18 protein-coding genes, 1 pseudogene and 1 riboswitch are annotated in these 17,842 nt (G+C 70.7%); of the genes and pseudogenes, 10 read left to right on the top strand and 9 right to left on the bottom strand.

What is annotated here, in order from left to right; translation table 11 throughout:
* Positions 1 to 118: 118 nt before the first annotated feature.
* Entirely contained in the window at positions 119 to 985 is an 867-nt protein-coding gene (locus KIS93_RS67655; protein WP_196223950.1) for a collagen-like domain-containing protein, read from the top strand.
* 54 nt (positions 986 to 1,039) lie between these two features.
* Here KIS93_RS67655 and purL read toward each other — a convergent pair whose 3' ends face one another.
* From purL to purS, 4 genes are all read right to left on the bottom strand, one after another.
* On the bottom strand, positions 1,040 to 3,289 hold the full coding sequence (gene purL / locus KIS93_RS29180; protein ID WP_080044649.1) for a phosphoribosylformylglycinamidine synthase subunit PurL: 2,250 nt from the start codon (positions 3,287 to 3,289) through the stop codon (positions 1,040 to 1,042).
* A complete protein-coding gene (gene purQ, locus KIS93_RS29175) occupies positions 3,286 to 3,966 on the bottom strand; it encodes a phosphoribosylformylglycinamidine synthase subunit PurQ (protein ID WP_080044651.1) in 681 nt (226 codons plus the stop codon). Before purQ ends, purL begins: the two co-directional genes overlap by 4 nt.
* 140 nt (positions 3,967 to 4,106) lie before the next feature.
* Positions 4,107 to 4,493, bottom strand: a complete 387-nt coding sequence (locus KIS93_RS29170) for an ATP-binding protein (RefSeq protein ID WP_080044652.1) — start codon at positions 4,491 to 4,493, stop codon at positions 4,107 to 4,109.
* 219 nt (positions 4,494 to 4,712) lie between these two features.
* Positions 4,713 to 4,958 (bottom strand): phosphoribosylformylglycinamidine synthase subunit PurS, encoded by a 246-nt coding sequence (purS, locus tag KIS93_RS29165; RefSeq protein ID WP_080044654.1) that lies wholly within the window; start codon positions 4,956 to 4,958, stop codon positions 4,713 to 4,715.
* Positions 4,959 to 5,189: 231 nt separating this feature from the next.
* Here purS and pdhA point away from each other — a divergent pair, with 231 nt between their 5' ends.
* From pdhA to KIS93_RS29145, 4 genes are all read left to right on the top strand, one after another.
* Entirely contained in the window at positions 5,190 to 6,272 is a 1,083-nt protein-coding gene (gene pdhA / locus KIS93_RS29160; RefSeq protein WP_080044655.1) for a pyruvate dehydrogenase (acetyl-transferring) E1 component subunit alpha, read from the top strand.
* Positions 6,269 to 7,249 (top strand): alpha-ketoacid dehydrogenase subunit beta, encoded by a 981-nt coding sequence (locus KIS93_RS29155; protein ID WP_080044656.1) that lies wholly within the window; start codon positions 6,269 to 6,271, stop codon positions 7,247 to 7,249. The genes pdhA and KIS93_RS29155 overlap by 4 nt, the downstream gene beginning before the upstream one ends.
* Before the next feature lie 12 nt (positions 7,250 to 7,261).
* Positions 7,262 to 8,890 carry a 2-oxo acid dehydrogenase subunit E2 gene (locus KIS93_RS29150; RefSeq protein WP_080044657.1) on the top strand — a complete coding sequence of 543 codons (1,629 nt, stop codon included), beginning with the start codon at positions 7,262 to 7,264 and terminating at the stop codon, positions 8,888 to 8,890.
* 130 nt (positions 8,891 to 9,020) lie between these two features.
* Positions 9,021 to 9,314 (top strand): Dabb family protein, encoded by a 294-nt coding sequence (locus KIS93_RS29145; RefSeq protein WP_080044658.1) that lies wholly within the window; start codon positions 9,021 to 9,023, stop codon positions 9,312 to 9,314.
* On the opposite strand, the gene KIS93_RS29140 is transcribed toward KIS93_RS29145, so the two are convergent.
* The 3 genes from KIS93_RS29140 to KIS93_RS29130 form a co-directional block, all read right to left on the bottom strand.
* Entirely contained in the window at positions 9,311 to 9,574 is a 264-nt protein-coding gene (locus KIS93_RS29140) for a hypothetical protein (protein ID WP_230465748.1), read from the bottom strand. The genes KIS93_RS29145 and KIS93_RS29140 overlap by 4 nt on opposite strands.
* Before the next feature lie 31 nt (positions 9,575 to 9,605).
* A complete protein-coding gene (locus KIS93_RS29135; RefSeq protein WP_080044659.1) occupies positions 9,606 to 10,544 on the bottom strand; it encodes an MBL fold metallo-hydrolase in 939 nt (312 codons plus the stop codon).
* A 139-nt stretch (positions 10,545 to 10,683) separates the two neighbouring features.
* Positions 10,684 to 12,489, bottom strand: coding sequence for an acyl-CoA dehydrogenase (locus KIS93_RS29130; RefSeq protein WP_080044661.1), 1,806 nt, complete (start codon positions 12,487 to 12,489; stop codon positions 10,684 to 10,686).
* Between the two features lie 101 nt (positions 12,490 to 12,590).
* On the opposite strand from KIS93_RS29130, the gene KIS93_RS29125 reads away from it, so the two are divergent.
* From KIS93_RS29125 to KIS93_RS29115, 3 genes are all read left to right on the top strand, one after another.
* Positions 12,591 to 13,388 carry a class I SAM-dependent methyltransferase gene (locus KIS93_RS29125; protein WP_230465749.1) on the top strand — a complete coding sequence of 266 codons (798 nt, stop codon included), beginning with the start codon at positions 12,591 to 12,593 and terminating at the stop codon, positions 13,386 to 13,388.
* A gap of 16 nt (positions 13,389 to 13,404) precedes the next feature.
* Positions 13,405 to 13,473: riboswitch (guanidine-III (ykkC-III) riboswitch) on the top strand.
* Positions 13,474 to 13,506: 33 nt separating this feature from the next.
* The gene (locus KIS93_RS29120) at positions 13,507 to 13,821 is read left to right on the top strand and encodes a DMT family transporter (protein ID WP_080047441.1); all 315 of its coding nucleotides are present in this window, start codon (positions 13,507 to 13,509) and stop codon (positions 13,819 to 13,821) included.
* A 29-nt stretch (positions 13,822 to 13,850) separates the two neighbouring features.
* A complete protein-coding gene (locus tag KIS93_RS29115; protein ID WP_080044663.1) occupies positions 13,851 to 14,237 on the top strand; it encodes a VOC family protein in 387 nt (128 codons plus the stop codon).
* Positions 14,238 to 14,255: 18 nt separating this feature from the next.
* On the opposite strand, the gene KIS93_RS29110 is transcribed toward KIS93_RS29115, so the two are convergent.
* Positions 14,256 to 14,705 (bottom strand): hypothetical protein, encoded by a 450-nt coding sequence (locus KIS93_RS29110; RefSeq protein ID WP_186404502.1) that lies wholly within the window; start codon positions 14,703 to 14,705, stop codon positions 14,256 to 14,258.
* A gap of 83 nt (positions 14,706 to 14,788) precedes the next feature.
* Between KIS93_RS29110 and KIS93_RS65750 the strand changes: the two are divergent.
* Positions 14,789 to 15,202, top strand: a pseudogene (locus KIS93_RS65750) (GNAT family N-acetyltransferase); the annotation flags it as partial.
* Between the two features lie 42 nt (positions 15,203 to 15,244).
* Positions 15,245 to 15,715 carry a GNAT family N-acetyltransferase gene (locus KIS93_RS65745; protein WP_230466597.1) on the top strand — a complete coding sequence of 157 codons (471 nt, stop codon included), beginning with the start codon at positions 15,245 to 15,247 and terminating at the stop codon, positions 15,713 to 15,715.
* On the opposite strand, the gene KIS93_RS29100 is transcribed toward KIS93_RS65745, so the two are convergent.
* A complete protein-coding gene (locus KIS93_RS29100; protein ID WP_080044666.1) occupies positions 15,702 to 17,708 on the bottom strand; it encodes a molybdopterin-containing oxidoreductase family protein in 2,007 nt (668 codons plus the stop codon). The genes KIS93_RS65745 and KIS93_RS29100 overlap by 14 nt on opposite strands.
* Positions 17,709 to 17,842: the final 134 nt, after the last annotated feature.

Here is a 17,842-nt window from a genome sequence, read left to right as displayed (position 1 = left end):
TCAGTAACCCTCCGTTTCGTGACATACACGTTATGTAGTCGCTGTCATCCATTGGAACGGTCGAAGCGTGAATCTCATGCACAACATGAGCACCACTCGTTCCCCTGGAAGGAAAGCCGTGGCCATCAAGATCCGTGGCGGGCGCACGATCACGCTCGCCGCCGCCGGGGCGCTGGCCGCCTCGCTGCTCACCGTCGGTGGCGTCGCCACCGCCTCCTCCGCCGCCTCCGAGGTGCACGCCTGCGTGCACAAGAAGACGCGGTACGCCCGCATCGTCAACCCGACGACGAAGTGCAGGAAGACGGAGGAGCGGATCCTGATCGGCGGCTCCTCCACCTCGACGACCACCGTCCAGCAGGGCGAGCAGGGCCGCCAGGGCGAGCGCGGCCCGGCCGGCCCCCAGGGCAAGCCCGGTATCCAGGGCCCCAAGGGCGAGACCGGCCCGGTCGGCCCGCAGGGCAAGCAGGGTGAGCCCGGCCCCGCCGGCCCGCAGGGCCCGAAGGGCGCCGACGGCAAGGACGGCAAGGACGGCCTGCCCGGCAAGGACGGCAAGGACGGCGCGACCGGCCCGCGCGGCCCCGAGGGACCGAAGGGCGACACCGGCCCGCAGGGCCCGAAGGGTCCGAAGGGTGACCCCGGCTCCGGCGCCACCTACACCACCTACACCAAGACGGCGACCATCAGGGGAACCGGCTCCGAGACCGCGAGCTGCGGCTACGGCGGCATGGTGACCGGCGGCGGCTTCTCGTTCGGCACCCTCAAGAACGCGGTCGTCACCGCCAGCATGCCCTCCGGCAACGGCTGGACCGTCAGCGTGGCCAAGGACGACAACGGCGGCGGCAACGACGACTACGACAGGAAGGCCGCCGCCCCGACGGCGACGCCGACCGCCACCCCGTCGGAGCAGACCTTCACCCACGGCGGCGGCAACAACGGCACCAGCGTCAGCGGCACCGTCTACGTCGTCTGCATGAAGAAGGCGTGACAACGGAGGAGGGCCGGCACGGAACCCCGTACCGGCCCTCGCCCGTGGAAATCCTCAGCCGAACAGCGCGGGCAGCGCCGCCGTGTGCGTCTCCCGCAGATCCTCCACGGAGACCTCGAACACGCCCTTGACGACCAGCGACGCCCCGCCGGTCACCCCGAGCCCGTAGCACGGCACGTCGTGCCGCCCGCACAGCGAGGCGAACTCGTCGTAAGCCTCGGGCCGCACGACGACGAGCGCCCGCGCGGCCGACTCGCTGAACAGGTCGGTGAACGCGTCGCCGGTCAGCTCGATCTCGGCCCCGACCCCCTTGGCCAGGCAGGACTCGGCCAGCGCGATGGCCAGGCCGCCGTCGGACAGGTCGTGCGAGCCCTCCAGCAGCCCGCGGCGGGCCGCCTCGACGAGCACGGTGGCCAGGGCCTGCTCGGCCGCGAGGTTCGCCTGCGGCGGCAGCCCGCCCAGGTGGTGGTGCTCGACGTGCGCCCACTCGGAGCCGCCGAACTCGGCGCCGGTGTCGCCGAGCAGCACGACCCGCAGCCCTTCGCCGGTGAACCCGGTCGGCACCCGCTTGGCGACGTCGTCGATGACGCCGAGCACGCCCACGACGGGCGTCGGGTGGATGGCGGTGGAGCCGGTCTGGTTGTAGAAGGAGACGTTGCCGCCGGTGACGGGCACGCCGAGCGCCTTGCAGGCGTCGGCGAGGCCGCGGGTGGCCTCGGCGAACTGCCACATGACCTCGGGGTCCTCGGGGGAGCCGAAGTTGAGGCAGTTGGTGACGGCCAGCGGCTTGGCGCCGGTGACGGCCACGTTCCGGTACGCCTCGGCGAGCGCGAGCTGCGCTCCCGCGTACGGGTCGAGCTTGGCGTAGCGGCCGTTGCCGTCGGTGGACAGCGCGATGCCCCGCGTGGTCGGCTCGGCGCCCTCGATGGCCTCGGAGATGCGCAGCATGCCCGCGTCGGCCGGCTGGGCCAGCACGGTGTTGGAGCGCACGTACCGGTCGTACTGGTCGGTCACCCACGCCTTGGAGGCGAGGTTGGGCGAGCCGAGCAGCTTGAGCAGGGTGGCGCGCAGGTCGGCGGGCCGCTCCAGCCGGTCGGGCGTGTCGGCGTTGAGCGCGGCCTGGCCGGCGGGCTCGTGGAAGGGCCGCTCGTAGACGGGGCCGTCGTCGGCGGCGGTGCCCGGCGGGATGTCCACGATGACCTCGCCGTCCCAGGTCATGACGAGGCGGCCGGTGTCGGTGACCTCGCCGATGACGGTGGCGGGCACGTCCCACTTGGCGCAGATCGCCATGAACGCGGGGATGTCGCCGGGCCGCACGACCGCCATCATGCGCTCCTGCGACTCGCTCATGAGGATCTCCTCGGGCCTGAGCGAGGGGTCGCGCAGCGGGACCAGGTTGAGGTCGACGGTCATGCCGCCGGTGCCCTTGGCGGCCAGCTCGGTCGTGGCGCAGGAGACGCCGGCCGCGCCGAGGTCCTGGATGCCGACGACGACGTCGGCCGCGTACAGCTCCAGGCAGCACTCGATGAGCAGCTTCTCCATGAACGGGTCGCCCACCTGCACGGCGGGCCGCTTGGCCTGCGACTCGTCCTCGAACGTGGCGCTGGCCAGCACGGAGGCGCCGCCGATGCCGTCGGGGCCGGTGGACGCGCCGAACAGCACGACCTTGTTGCCGGGGCCGGGCGCGGTGGCGAGCTTGATCTGGTCTTTGCGCAGCAGGCCCACGCACAGGGCGTTGACCAGCGGGTTGCCGAGGTAGCAGGGGTCGAAGACGACCTCGCCGCCGATGTTGGGCAGGCCGAGGCAGTTGCCGTAGCTGCTGATGCCCTCGACCACGCCGGGCAGCACCCGGCGGGTGTCGACGGCGTCGGCGGCGCCGAAGCGCAGCGCGTCCATGACGGCGATCGGGCGGGCGCCCATCGACATGATGTCGCGCACGATCCCGCCGACGCCGGTGGCGGCGCCCTGGTGCGGCTCGACGTAGGACGGGTGGTTGTGCGACTCGATCTTGAACGTGGCCGCCCAGCCGTCGCCGATGTCGACCACGCCGGCGTTCTCGCCCATGCCCACGAGCAGCGCCTCGGACTTGGGCGCCTTGGTGGCGAACTGCTTCAGGTGCACCTTGGACGACTTGTACGAGCAGTGCTCGGACCACATGACGCTGTAGATGGCCAGCTCGGAGCCGGTGGGACGGCGGCCCAGGATCTCTTTGACCCGGTCGTACTCGTCCTGCTTCATGCCGAGCTCGGCGAAGGGCATCGGCTCGTCGGGAGTCTCGGCCGCCCGCTTCACACTGTCTGTCATGCGTTCACCAGGTTCTTCAGGATGGAGGTGAAGATGCCGAGGCCGTCGGTGCTCGGGGCGCCGACCAGCTCTTCGACGGCATGCTCGGGGTGCGGCATGAGGCCGACGACGTTGCCCGCCTCGTTGCGGATGCCGGCGATGTCGTTGAGCGAGCCGTTGGGGTTGCCGACGTAGCGGAACACCACGTGCCCGCCCGACTCCAGCGCGGCCAGCGTGTCGTCGGAGGCGACGTAGCGGCCCTCGCCGTGCTTGATCGGCAGCACGATCTCCTGGCCGGGCGTGAACGCGTTCGTCCAGGCGGTGCCGGTCTGCTCGACCTTGAGCCGCTGGTCGCGGCAGACGTAGTGGAGCGAGGCGTTACGGGTGAGCGCGCCGGGCAGCAGGTGCGCCTCGCAGAGGATCTGGAACCCGTTGCAGGTGCCGATCACGGGCAGCCCCGCCTTCGCGGCGGGGACGAGCTCCTCCATGAGCGGCGCGAAGCGCGAGATGGCTCCGCAGCGCAGGTAGTCGCCGTAGGAGAAGCCGCCGGGCAGGAAGACGGCGTCGACTCCCTTCAGGTCGTGGTCGGCGTGCCACAGCGGCACCGCCTCGGCGCCCACGAGGCGCACGGCTCTGGCGGCGTCCTGGTCGTCGAGAGTTCCTGGAAACGTGACTACGCCCACACGGGCAGCGCTCATGACTGTCGTCCCCTCCGGAGGAATGCGCGCGCGCACCACCGTCTCTTGGGGCGGACGGCGGTGACATCAGGTTATCGGGTGCGCTCGGGTGGTCCGCATCGACTCGGTGGTGGAGCGAAGGCGCAGCTCAGGTGCCGCCGCTAGACGGCGGCGAGCTCGCGGGGACGGGCGTCGGCGCCGTCGTCCCAGGCGAGGTGCTTGCGCAGGTGGACCGTGGTGCCCCGGCCGGGGGTGATGCCGAAGGAGATCTCGTCGACGACGCTGCGCATGATCAGCAGGCCGCGGCCGTTCTCGGTGTCGGGGGGCGGAAAGGAGTGCGGCATCGTCGGGACGCCGTCACCGTTGTCGGCCACGCGCACGTCGCACTGGCCGGCGCCGATGGCCGCCGTCACCTCGTAGCGGTTGGCCGGCCCTCCGTGCCGGACCGCGTTGGAGCACGCCTCGGAGACGGCGAGCAGCATGTCGGCGATGCACGTCTCGCTCACGTTGAGTGAACGCATGGCGTCGCCTAGCACTCGCCTGACCATCGGTATGCCGATCGCATCCCGAGGCAGTGCCAACGAGAACTCAATATCCACCGGACTCCTCCGGGCGCCGGAATCTCACCTGGAGTAGGTTTCCCTGAGAAAACGGGGCTAACCGCAAAATCACGTTGTTGTTATTTAGTGTTGGCACGCCCGTGGCATTGTGGCACGGCCCAACCAGGCTTTAACCGCCCCAGGGGAAATCGGGGCGGCAAATGTGCCTTAGCCCTCGACCCGGACGCTGAAGTCCTCGATGACGGTGTTGGCGAGCAGCGTCTCCGCCATCTTGCGCACTTCTTCGAGCGCCGCCTCGTCGGCCGGGCCGTCGAGCTCGACCTCGAAGCGCTTGCCCTGGCGCACGGCCGAGACGCCGGAGAAACCGAGGCGGGGCAGCGCCCTGGCGATGGCCTGGCCCTGCGGATCGAGGATCTCGGGCTTCAACATGACGTCCACGATGACGCGGGCCACTGCGTTCCTCCTGGGAGCGGTGGGTGGGTGGGAAGCACAGCCTACCGGCGCGTGTGGCTGTCACTACAACGGGAACGGGGAGGACATGGGGCTTGCGCACAGGGCTGTGACGTCTGCCACGATGGCCCCAAACGCGTACGAACCACCACCTCGCGGTTCGGCGTTAGGTAAGGCTGGCCTAAGGTGGCAACCCCATCCCATAGACCGGCCCCTGACCAGCAGGAGTGGCGCATGACCATAGACGCCTCAGGATCATCTCCTGAGCTCGTCCAGCTGCTCACCCCGGAGGGAGAGCGGGTCGAGCATCCCGACTACGACATCGACCTGACCCCGGAGGAGATCCGGTCGCTCTACCGCGACCTGGTGCTCGTCCGGCGCATCGACCTGGAGGCCGTGGCCCTGCAACGCCAGGGCGAGCTGGGCATCTGGGCCTCGCTGCTCGGCCAGGAGGCCGCCCAGATCGGCTCGGGCCGCGCGCTGACCGACGCCGACATGGCCTTCCCCACCTACCGCGAGCACGGCGTGGCGTGGTGCCGCGACGTCGACCCGGTCAAGCTGCTGGGCCTGTTCAGGGGCGTCAACCACGGCGGGTGGGACCCCAAGGAGCACAACTTCCACCTCTACACGATCGTCATCGGCAGCCAGACCCTGCACGCCGTCGGCTACGCCATGGGCATCCAGCGCGACGACGCCAGCGCCGCCACCATCGTCTACTTCGGCGACGGCGCCACCTCCCAGGGCGACGTCAACGAGTCGTTCATCTGGGCCAGCGTCTTCAACGCGCCGATCGTGTTCTTCTGCCAGAACAACCAGTGGGCCATCTCCGAGCCGCTGGAGAAGCAGACCCGCATCCCCCTCTACCGGCGGGCCTCCGGGTTCGGCTTCCCCGGCGTCAGGGTCGACGGCAACGACGTGTTCGCCTGCCTCGCGGTGACCCGCAAGGCGCTCGAAGCCGCCCGTACCGGGCAGGGCCCCACCCTCATCGAGGCGTTCACGTACCGGATGGGCGCCCACACCACCACCGACGACCCGACGCGCTACCGCGTGGCCAGCGAGCTGGAGGCGTGGAAGCTCAAAGACCCGATCGAGCGGGTCAAGGCGTACCTGTTCAAGAACCAGCAGGCCGACCAGGCGTTCTTCGACTCCGTCGACGCCGAGGCCGACCAGCTCGGCGCCGACCTGCGCCGCCGCTGCCTGGCCATGCCCGACCCCGAGCCGCTCGACATCTTCGACCACGTCTACCGCGAGCCCCACGCCCTGATCGACCGGGAGCGCGCCCAGTTCGCCGCGTACTTGGAGGGGTTCGAGAAGTGACGGTACTGAGCTTGTCCAAAGCCCTGAACGAAGGCATGCGCCGGGCCATGGAGGACGACCCCAAGGTCCTCATCATGGGCGAGGACGTCGGCAAGCTGGGCGGCGTGTTCCGCGTCACCGACGGGCTGCAGAAGGACTTCGGCGAGGACCGCGTGATCGACACGCCGCTGGCCGAGTCCGGCATCATCGGCACCGCCATCGGGCTGGCGCTGCGCGGCTACCGGCCGGTCTGCGAGATCCAGTTCGACGGGTTCGTCTTCCCCGCCGCCGACCAGATCATCACGCAGCTCGCCAAGATGCCGATGCGCTCGCTGGGCGCGATCAAGCTGCCGGTCGTCGTCCGCATCCCCTGCGGCGGCGGCATCGGCGCGGTCGAGCACCACAGCGAGTCGCCCGAGGCGTACTTCACGCACACCGCCGGCCTGCGCGTCGTCGCCTGCTCCAACCCGGCCGACGCCTACACCATGATCCAGCAGGCCATCCGCAGCGACGACCCGGTGCTCTTCTTCGAGCCCAAGCGCCGCTACTGGGAGAAGGCCGACATCGACACCGGCTCCACCGACTGGTGGACCCCGCTGCACTCCGCGAAGATCGTCCGGCCCGGCGCCGACGTCACGCTCCTGGCCTACGGACCCATGGTCAAGACCTGCCTGGAGGCCGCCACCGCCGCCGAGGACGACGGGCGCTCCCTGGAGGTCATCGACCTGCGCTCGCTCAACCCGCTGGACGAGCCGCTCGTCATGGAGTCCGCCCGCCGCACCGGGCGCGTCGTCGTCGTCCACGAAGCCCCCGTCAACAGCGGCTTCGGCGCCGAGCTGGCCGCGCGCATCACCGAGGAGTGCTTCTACCACCTGGAGTCGCCCGTGCTCCGGGTCGGCGGCTTCTCCACCCCCTACCCCCCGTCCAAGCTGGAGGAGCACTACCTGCCCGACCTGGACCGCGTGCTCGACGCCGTCGACCGGACCTTCGGGTACTGAGGGGGTTGCGCGATGCGACGCGAGTTCAAGCTGCCTGACGTCGGCGAGGGCCTGACGGAGGCCGAGATCGTCCGCTGGCACGTCAAGGCGGGTGACACGGTCAAGGTCAACCAGATCGTCGTGGAGATCGAGACGGCCAAGTCGATCGTCGAGCTGCCGATCCCCTGGGACGGGGTGGTGGCCGGCCTGATGGCCGAGGAGGGCGACACGGTCGACGTCGGCCTGCCCATCATCGCGGTGGACACGGCCGAGGACGGCGCCCCCTCGACCCCCGCCGGCGGCGGCGCGCCTTCGGAAGCGACTTCGGCGGAGGGCGTGCCTTCGGGTGCGGGGACGCCTGCCCGCGCCTCGGCCGACCCGGCCGCCCTGGCCGACGACATGGTGCCGAGGCCGCCGGCGGAGGGCGCGGTCGAGCCCGGCGCGCACGGCAGCCCGGCCCCGAAGGAGGAACGCCAGGCGGTCCTGGTCGGCTACGGCGTCAAGACCGGCGCCACGAAACGCCGCCCCCGCAAGCAACCGTCCCGGGGCATCCCGGCCAACCCGGTGGCCAACCCCTCCCGCGTGGAGGTGGACGGCCCCCCGACCCCACCCGGAGCCGCAGGCGCCCCCGCCCCTGCCGCCGTCACGGGCGCCCCCGCCCCGGCCGCTCCCGCCGCCGCAGGCGCGGGCGCGCAGGCCCAGGCGGCTCCCGCCCTCGCCGCCGCTCCCGGCGCCGGGTCGGCGGGACGTGGTACGGCGGAGCCCGGCGCAACGCGTACGACGCCCAGCCGCATAGCCGTCCTGGCCAAGCCCCCGGTCCGGAAGCTGGCGAAGGACCTGGGCGTGGACCTGGCGACCATCACCGGCACAGGCCCCCAGGGCTCGATCACGCGGGACGACGTCCACGCGGCGGCCCAGCAGCCCCAGGCTCAGGAACCCCAGGCTCAGGAGCCCACGCCCGTCCGCGAAGAGCGCATCCCGGTCAAGGGCGTCCGCAAGGCCACCGCCCAAGCCATGGTCGGCAGCGCGTTCACCGCCCCCCACGTCACGGAGTTCCTCCAGGTCGACATGACGCAGACCATGGAGGCGGTCCGCCGCCTGCGGACGATGCCGGACTTCGCCGAGGTCAAGGTGAGCCCGCTGCTCCTGGTGGCCAGGGCGGTCCTGACGGCGGTCGGGCGGCACCCGGCGATCAACGCGTCCTGGGCGGAGGAGACCCAGGAGATCGTCATCAAGCACTACGTGAACCTGGGCATCGCGGCGGCGACGCCGAGGGGCCTGCTGGTCCCCAACATCAAGAACGCCCAGGACCTCTCGCTCCCCGACCTGGCGAAGGAGCTGGCGGCCCTCACGGAGACGGCCAGGGCGGGCCGCACCCAGCCGGCCGAGATGTCGGGCGGCACGTTCACGATCACGAACGTCGGCGTCTTCGGCGTGGACGGCGGCACCCCGATCATCAACCCGGGGGAGGCCGCGATCCTGGCGGTCGGCCAGGTGCGGGACATGCCGTGGGTGGTGGACGGCGAGCTCGCGGTGCGCAAGGTGGCGACGCTGTCGCTCTCGTTCGACCACCGGATGGTGGACGGCGAGCTGGGCTCGCTCTTCCTGGCGGACGTCGGCGCGATGCTGGAGGACCCGCTCCGCATGCTGGCCTGGAGCTGAATCAGCGGATGGAGTACGGCGGCCGCCGGGAGGACCCCTCCCCCGGCGGCCGCCGTACGGCGGGACGCCCGCACCCACCGACACCAGAGCGACCAGGGCCCGCGCCTGATACATCGATAAAGTGGCCCGTATGATTCGCCACATCGTGCTGTTCACCTGGACCGAGGCCGCGACGGCCGAGCAGAAGGCCGCCGTCACGGCCGAGCTGCGCAAACTTCCCAGCCTGATCCCGCAGCTGCGCGCGTACACGGTGGGCGCCGACGCCGGCATCAACCAGGGCAACCACGACTACGCGGTGGTGGCGGACTTCGACAGCGCCGACGACTACCTGGTCTACCGCGACCACCCCGACCACCAGAAGGTGATCGCGGAGCACATCAAGCCGATCGTGGCGACCCGCGCCGCCGTTCAGCTGGAGATCTAGAGCTCGGGCGGGTTGTTCTCGCGGTGCATGAGCCTGTTGTCGGAGGTCTGGCCCCGCCGAGGGGCCAGCACGATGCTGAGCACGACACCCACGCCGCCGACGATCATGAAGATGAGGCCGATGACGTCCATGTGCACGCTCTGCCCGAACACGTCGGGCTCGATCGCGAACCTCAGGATGGCGCCAAGCGTGAGGAAGAAGATGCTGACCCCGACCCCCATGACGACCTCCAGGCAAAAGGCGAGTACAGCCTCGGTCATACCCGGCTGACGCTGATCACACCCGTCCCGTCTAAGCGAGACAGGAAAGCGGCTCGCCTCCGTTGTAGGCGATCATGTCGAGCACGGCGGTGACCAGGTCGATCGGCGCGCCGAGGGGTTGCCCGTCGAGCTCGGAGTAGGCGCGGTGCAGGTTGCCCACGATGCGCTCGGAGTCGAGCAGGCCGGCCCACTCGCCGAGGTCGGTCTCCCTGGCCGCCTCCAGGGGCGTCAGGCCGGCCTCCTTGCCCCGCCGGGCGACGTCCTGGACGAAGCGCAGGTACCCCTCGACCCGCTCGTAGGCCTCCGGCCCGCACACCTCGCCGTGCCCGGGCACGACGGTCTCCGCCCCCAGCTCCCTGAGCTGGTCGAGGGCCCGCAGCGTGCCGGCCACCGAGCCCATGAGCACGAACGGGGTGCCGCCGTTGAAGACGAGGTCTCCGGTGAACAGCAGGCGCCGCTCCGGGATCCACACGTAGGAGTCGTTGGTGGTGTGGGCGGCGTGCCCGACGTGCCGTACCTCGCAGCGCAGCTCGTCGGAGTGCAGGGTGATGCGGTCGGTGAAGGTGAGGAACGGCGGGGTCGGCTCCATCTTGCCCCACTCCACCTCCGCCGACCACGCGGCGCGATACGGGGGCACGCCTTCGGCGATGATCTGCTCGCGCACGCCTTCGTGCCCGACGATCGTGGCCTCGGGGAAGAGCCAGTTGCCGAACGTGTGGTCGCCGTGGTGGTGGGTGTTGAGCAGCGTGGTGACCGGCCGGTCGCTGACCTTGCCGATGGCCTCGCGGAAGGCGCGGGTACGGCGTTCGGTCGCGCAGGCGTCGATGACGATGACGCCGCGGCGCCCGGCCAGGAACCCGGTGTTGTTGATCCACCAGCTCCCGTCGGGCTGCAGGTAGGCGTAGACCCCGTCGGACACCTCTTCGACGCGCGGCGGCGGCAGGGGGTGGTCGTGCGCTGAGGAGCTCATGCTCGGACGCTACACAAGGCCCGCGGGAGCACAAGGCGGGAAAGCGGAAGGGCGCCCGCTCGCGGCCGGGCGCCCTTCCTGTGTGACTGCCGCGGGTGGCAGTGAGGTGTGGCTGAAAGATCCCGCGGGGGGCGGTGGCTCAGAAGGCTTCTTCGGGCAGCTCCATCAGCTCCAGGCCGGTGGCGGTGAGCACCCGCCGCTCGGCCCCCAGCCGGGGCAGCACGGTCTTGGCGAAGAACGAGGCGGCTCCGACCTTGCCCAGGTAGAACGGGTCCTCGCCGCCGCCCAGCTTGCCCAGCGCCACCTCCGCCTGGCGCAGCAGCAGCCAGCCGATGACGAGGTCGCCGAGCGCGAGCAGGAACCGGGTGGTGTTCAGGCCGACCTTGTAGACCTCGTCGGGCCTCTCCAGCGAGCCGAGCGCCCAGCCCGCCATGGTGTCGCCCATGGCCTTGACGTCGGCGGCGGCCTCGGCGAGCAGCTTGCGCTCCTCCTTGAGCCGCCCGTTGCCCGCCTCGGAGGAGGCGAACTCGTTGATCTCGGCCAGCAGCGCGCCGACGGCGGCGCCCTGGTTGCGCAGGATCTTCCTGAAGAACAGGTCCTGCCCCTGGATCGCGGTCGTGCCCTCGTACAGGGAGTCGATCTTCGCGTCGCGGATGTACTGCTCGATCGGGTAGTCCTGGAGGTAACCGGAGCCGCCGAGGGTCTGCAGGGAGCGGGAGAGCAGCTCGTACGACCGCTCGGAGCCGACGCCCTTGACGATGGGCAGCAGCAGGTCGTTCATGGCCGCGGCGTGCCGGTCGTCGGGGTCGATGAGCAGGGTGTCCTGGAAGGTGGCCGTGTAGAGCACCAGCGCCCGCATGCCTTCGGCGTACGCCTTCTGCAGCATGAGCTCGCGCCGCACGTCGGGGTGGTGGGTGATGGTCACCCGGGGCGACGCCTTGTCGGCCATCTTGGCCAGGTCGGCGCCCTGGACGCGGGCCTTGGCGTACTCGAGGGCGTTGAGGTAGCCGGTGGAGAGGGTGGCGATGGCCTTGGTGCCGACCATCATGCGGGCGTGCTCGATCACCATGAACATCTGCTTGATGCCCTCGTGCACCTCGCCGACGAGCCAGCCGACGGCGGGGTGCTTGTCGCCGAAGGTGAGCTCGCAGGTGGTGGAGACCTTCAGGCCCATCTTCTTCTCGACGTTGGTGACGTAGACGCCGTTGCGCTCGCCGAGCTCGCCGGTCTCCAGGTCCACGTGGTACTTCGGCACGAGGAACATCGACAACCCCTTGGTGCCGGGGCCGTGGCCTTCGGGGCGGGCGAGCACGAGGTGGAAGATGTTGTCGGTCATGTCGTGCTCGGCGCTGGTGATGAAGCGCTTGACGCCCTCGATGTGCCAGGTGCCGTCGGGCTGCCGCACCGCCTTCGTCCGCCCGGCGCCGACGTCGGAGCCGGCGTCGGGCTCGGTGAGCACCATGGTGGCGCCCCAGTTCTTCTCGATGGCCAGCTCGGCGAAGCGCTTCTGCTCGGGGGTGCCGAGCTTCCACAGGGTGTAGGCGAAGTTGGGGCCGGCCGCGTACATGTAGAGGGCGGGGTTGGCGCCCAGCACCATCTCGGCGGTGGCCCAGGCGAGGCTGCGCGGGATGCCGGGGCCGCCGAGGTCCTGGGGCAGGTCGAGGTGGGCCCAGCCGCCGTCCACGAGTGCCTTGAACGACTTCTTCACGCCGTCGGGCACGGTCACGGTGGAGGTGACCGGGTCGAACACCGGCGGCTTCCTGTCACCTTCCTCGAAGGAGTCGGCGAGCACGCCGGTCGCCAGCCGGTTCATCTCGTCCAGCACGCTGCGCGCGACGTCCTCGTCCACTTCAGCGAAAGGCCCGGTGCCGAGGATCTCGCCTCTCCCGAACACCTCGAAGAGGTTGAATTCCAGGTCACGCACGTTGCTCTTGTAGTGGCCCATGGGCGTCGATCTCCTTGAACCGAGGCTTTCTACTGGTGAGTAACCTTACTCTGAAATGCTACCCGCGGGTAACCCTCGATATGCGTGGCATGCTCGTCTCCATGGACGCCGAAGAACTCGCCGCCAGGTGGCGGGATCGCCTCGACTCGTGGGCGATCCCGCACGAGATCCTGGCCCAGGCCCCCGTGGACCCGTGGAGTCATTCGCCCGAGAGGTTCGGCACCCGTACCGACAGGGCGCTGGCCGAGCCCGACGACGGCCCCACCATGACCCGCCTGGCCGAGGCGCTGCCGGAGAAGGGCACACTGCTCGACGTCGGCTCGGGGCCCGGCGCCTCGTCGCTGCCGCTGCACGCGCGCATCGGCCACCTCTACGCGGTCGACACCTCCGGCCCCATGCTCGAAGGGCTGGCCGCCAGGGCGGAGAAGCTGGGCGTGCCGGTCACCACCATCGAGGGCCGCTGGCCCGACGTCGCCGACCAGGTCCCGCAGGCCGACGCGGCCGTGGCGGCGCACGTCGTCTACAACGTGCCCGACCTGGCCGACTTCCTGCTCGCGCTCGACGCCCGCACGCAGGGGCGGGTCGTCCTGGAGCTGCCGCACCGCCACCCCATGAGCTGGATGACGCCGCTGTGGCAGCACTTCCACGGCGTCGACCGGCCGGTGCGCCCCATCGCCGAAGACTGCGTGGCCCTGGCGGCGGCGCTCGGCTTCAACGTCCAGGTGGAGGAGCGGGAGGCCCCGCTGGAACGTTTCACCTCCCTGGAGGAGCTGGCCGCCAGCGCGGTGCGCAGAGTGTGCCTCGACCCCTCCCGCACGGAGGAGGTGGCGCGCACGGCGGCGGAGCTGGGCATGTGGCCGGTGCCACGCGACCGCTGGGTCACGATCTGGTGGGAATGACGGGTTTGTCCCGCACGTTCACTTGAACGAGCGGTCAAGCTCCCGGACGAGACGCGCCGTACCCGGAACGCCAAGACGACGCACTCCAGTCAGTCTCGTCTCTCAGGGAGTGCTCATCATGGCGTGGATCGTCCTTGTGCTGGCCGGCCTCTTCGAGGTCGCCATGGCCCTCTCGCTCAAGCTCAGCAACGGCTTCTCGCATCTGTGGTGGACGCTGTCGTTCGTGGCCACCGCCGTGCTCAGCTTCGGCCTGCTCTCGTACGCGCTCAAGTCCCTGGAGGTCGGCACCGCGTACGCCGTCTGGACCGGCGTCGGCGCAGCGGGCACCGCGATCCTCGGCATGCTCGCCATGGGCGACGAGGTGTCGCCGGCGCGGCTCGTCTCCATCGCGCTGATCCTGGCGGGCGTCATCGGGCTCAAGACACTGGCTTAACGCCTTTGGTGGTGTCTATTGTGTGATCCATGATCGAGATTCACGCCGTCACCATCGACGCCGCCGACCCGTACGCCATCGCGAGCTGGTGGAGCCAGGCCACCGGGCTGCCCCTGGGCGAGGGGGACAAACCCGGGGACGACGAGGTGATGCTGCGCACCAAGCAGGACCCGTTCCTGCTGTTCATCCGCGTCCCCGAGGGCAAGACCGTCAAGAACCGGGTGCACCTCGACGTCAACGGCACCGAGGGCAGGACCCGCGACGAGGAGGTGGAGCGGCTCATCGGGCTCGGGGCGACCATCTACGACGATCTTCGCAAGCCCGACGGCAGCGGCTGGGTCACCATGCGCGACCCCGAGGGCAACGAGTTCTGCGTGTGCCGGAGCACCGCGGAGCGGGAGGCCCAGGCTCAGTAGGGTCACGGCTCAGTAGGGTCACCGGGCGGTACGCGCTCGTCCCTGCATCGTGAGCGTCACCACGCCGGCGATCAGGTAGACGAGCGCGCCGTGCCACAGCGCGTCCACGGCCGAGCCGAACACCCCTTCGCCGTCGAGCACGAGCTGCACCGGGTAGTCCAGCGCCGCGACGATGCCCGCGGGCAGCAACGCGAACTTGAACGGGTGCCTCAGCGACCAGAGCCGCGCCTGGCGGGTCACCCGGTCGCCCTCGTGCGGCTTGGACACCGCGCCGATCGCCGCGACCAGCGCGAACAGGCTGATCCCGACACCCAGCGACCACACCAGCCCGGCGCCGCCCATGAGCAGGCCGACGCCATAGGTGACGGCGGCCGCGACACCGCCGCTGATCGCGGCGGTCTTCCAAGGAGCGCCGCGCAGCGCGGCGCCGGACAGCGATACCTCATCGCGTCGACTGATTTCGTTCATGTCTTCATGCTGCCTTTCGGCCGCCCTCGGAGGCATCGGGGTCCGACCCTGAGCTGTCCCTGGGAAACTGGCATGATTCGGGCATGCGGGATATCGAGATCGTGCGGCTGGGGACGGATGAGGGCGAGCGGCTGCGGGAGGTGCGGCTGCGCGCGTTGCGGGACGCCCCCGACGCGTTCGGCTCCTCCTATGGCCGGGAGGTCGAGTTCCCGCCCGAGAAGTGGGCGGAGCGGCTGGCGAGCCCCGAGTCGCGCTGGTGGGTGGCCACGCGCGACGGCGCCGACGTCGGGCTGGTGTGCGTGCGGCTGGAGGAGGGGAACAAGGCCCACCTGCTGTCCATGTGGGTGGCGCCCGAGGCCAGGCAGGCGGGCGTCGGCTCCCGGCTGGTGGACGCGGCCGTGGAGTGGGCCAGGACCACCCCGGCCGAGGAGATCGGCCTGTGGGCGGTCGACCGCAACCACGCCGCCCGCGCCCTCTACGCGCGCAAGGGCTTCACGCCGAGCGGCAAGGTGATGGCGCTGCCGTCCAACCCGGCCCTCATGGAGTCCCACTACGTGCTGTCGCTGATCTTCCGGCGGGCCCGCAAGGAGGACGTGCCGGCCATCGTGGCGATGCTGGCCGACGACCCGCTCGGCGCCCGGCGCGAGGGGGACCCGAACGACGAGCGTTACCTGGCGGCGTTCGAGCGGATCGACGCCGACCCGTACGACGAGCTGATCGTCGCGGAGCGGGACGGCAAGGTGGTGGGCACGATGCAGCTCACGTACCTGGCGGGGCTGTCGCGGCTGGGCGCGGAGCGGTGCCAGATCGAGGCCGTCCGGGTCGCCGCCTCCACCCGCGGCCAGGGGCTGGGCCGCAAGATGATCACATGGGCGATCGACCGGGCCCGCGCCCGCGGCTGCGCGATGGTGCAGCTCACCTCCGACAAGTCCCGTACGGACGCGCACCGCTTCTACGACGGCCTCGGCTTCACCGCCTCCCACGTCGGCTACAAGCTCACACTGGGCTGATCTCCACGAAGTTGTCGTGGAAGCCGGGCCCCCTGCCCATGTCGGCGTCCCGCTCGGCCACGACGGCGTTCGGGTTGGCGCCGCCGGGGCTGAGCTTGGGCCAGCGGCCCTTCGGCGTGGCCACCACCCCGGCCGCCACCCGGTCGCTGATCTCCACGTCGGCCAGGAACTCGCCGCCGTCGTTGTGCACGCGCACCCGGCGGCCGTCCTCCAGCCCGCGCGCGGCCGCGTCGGCCGGGTTGACCAGCACGGTCGGCTCCTTGGCGCGCCGCCGCAGCTCGGGGTTGTTGCCGAAGGTCGTGTTGAGGAACGTGTGCGAGGCCGGCGTGACCAGCGTCAGCGGGTAGCGGGGGTCGGCGGCGCCGGAGGCCGTGTACGACGGCACGTACGCCTTGCCCGCCGGCGGGAAGCGCAGCCGCCCGGACGGCGTCGGGAAGCCCTCGGCGAACGGCGTGAACGGCTTGGGGTAGTTCATCCGCACCCAGCCCTCCTTGCGCAGCCGGTCCAGCGTGATGCCCTCCACCGACGGGTGCCCGCTGGTCAGCAGCTGCTCGGCCAGTTCGAGGTCCGAGTCGTACAGGGACGGCTCGGTCATCCCCATGTGCCGGGCCAGCCGCCGGAACGTCTCGGTCGTGGACAGGCACTCGCCCGGCGGCTCCACGGCCTTCTCGTTCCACAGCAGGTACATGTGCCCGTAGCCGGCGTGCAGGTCGTGGTGCTCGGTCTGCATGGTGGCGGGCAGCACGATGTCGGCGTAGTCGACGGTGTCGGTCGGGAAGTGCTCCATGACCACCGTGAACAGGTCCTCGCGCAGGAGCTGCCGCCTGATGGCGTTGGAGTCGGGGGAGGAGCCGACCGGGTTGGCCGCGTACACCCAGAAGCACTTGACCGAGGCGAGCTGCGAGGCCGCCTTCGTCATGGTGAGCGTGCGCACCGGCGCGGCGAGCAGGTCGTCGCGGCGGTCCACGTTCAGGTGCACGTGGTCGCTGGTGGAGAAGGCGAGGCCGCCGCCGGGGTGGCGCCAGTCGCCGGTGACGCCGGGGATGGCGGCGATGACCCGCAGCGTGGCGCCGCCGCCCGCGTGCCGCTGCAGGCCGTGCGTGGCGCGCAGCGCGGTGGGGCGGGTGTGGGCGAGCCGCATCCCCAGCCTGTGGACGGCCTCGGCCGGGATCCCCGTGATCTCCGCCACCCGCTCGACCGGGTGGCGCAGGATCTCCTCACGGAAGTCGTCCCAGCCCTCGGTGTGCTCGGCCAGGAACTCCTCGTCCTGGGCGTTCTCGGCCAGCACGACGTTGAGCAGCCCGAGCGCGAGCGCCCCGTCGGTGCCCGGCCTGATCGCCAGGTGCTCGTCCGCCTGGTCGGCCGTCCTGGTGCGGATGGGGTCGATGGCGACGACATGGGCGCCGTTGGCGCGGGCGTCCTGGATGAACTTCCACAGGTGGTGGCCGCTGGTCAGCGTGTTCGTGCCCCAGAGCAGGATCAGCTTGGACAGCGCGAAGTTCTCCGGGTCCATGCCGGCCGCGGTGCCGAGCGTGCGGCGCAGCCCCGCGTTGCCGGCCGCGGAGCAGATGTTGAGCCAGTGCTTGGAGGCGCCGAGCAGGTTCCAGAACCGCCGGCCGGCCACGCCCTCGCAGCCCTGGAGGTAGCCGAGCGAGCCGGTGCCCAGGTACGGCCAGATGGCTTCCCCGCCGTGCTCCTCGACGATGGCGCGCAGCCGTACGGAGATCTCGTCGAGCGCTTCCTCCCACGTGATCCGCTCGAACTGCCCCGAGCCCTTCGGCCCGGTGCGGCGCAGCGGGTACAGGATGCGGTCGTCCGCCCGGGTGTGCTCCAGGTAACGGTTGACCTTCACGCAGAGCGCGCCCCTGGTGTACGGCTGGTCGGGGTTGCCGCGCATCTTGACGGCCCTGCCGTTCTCGACGGTCACCACCCAGGAGCAGGTATCCGGGCAGTCCAGCGGACACGCCCCCAAAACCCTCAATTCACCCGACATGGGACCCAGCCTACGTCCACCGCCAGCAGGAATTCAGAGGTGAACAGTGGGAAGTGCAGCGTGTAGCCTGCCCCGTGCGACACTGCGGGGACGATTGAGCACACTGGAAGTCAGAGATCGTATGGTCCGGCACG

Origin of the sequence: [Actinomadura] parvosata subsp. kistnae (assembly GCF_900323885.1) — a bacterium.
GTDB lineage: Bacteria > Actinomycetota > Actinomycetes > Streptosporangiales > Streptosporangiaceae > Nonomuraea > Nonomuraea composti.
Note: the sequence above shows the minus strand (reverse complement) of the source record. Positions and strands in the feature narration are given on the sequence as shown.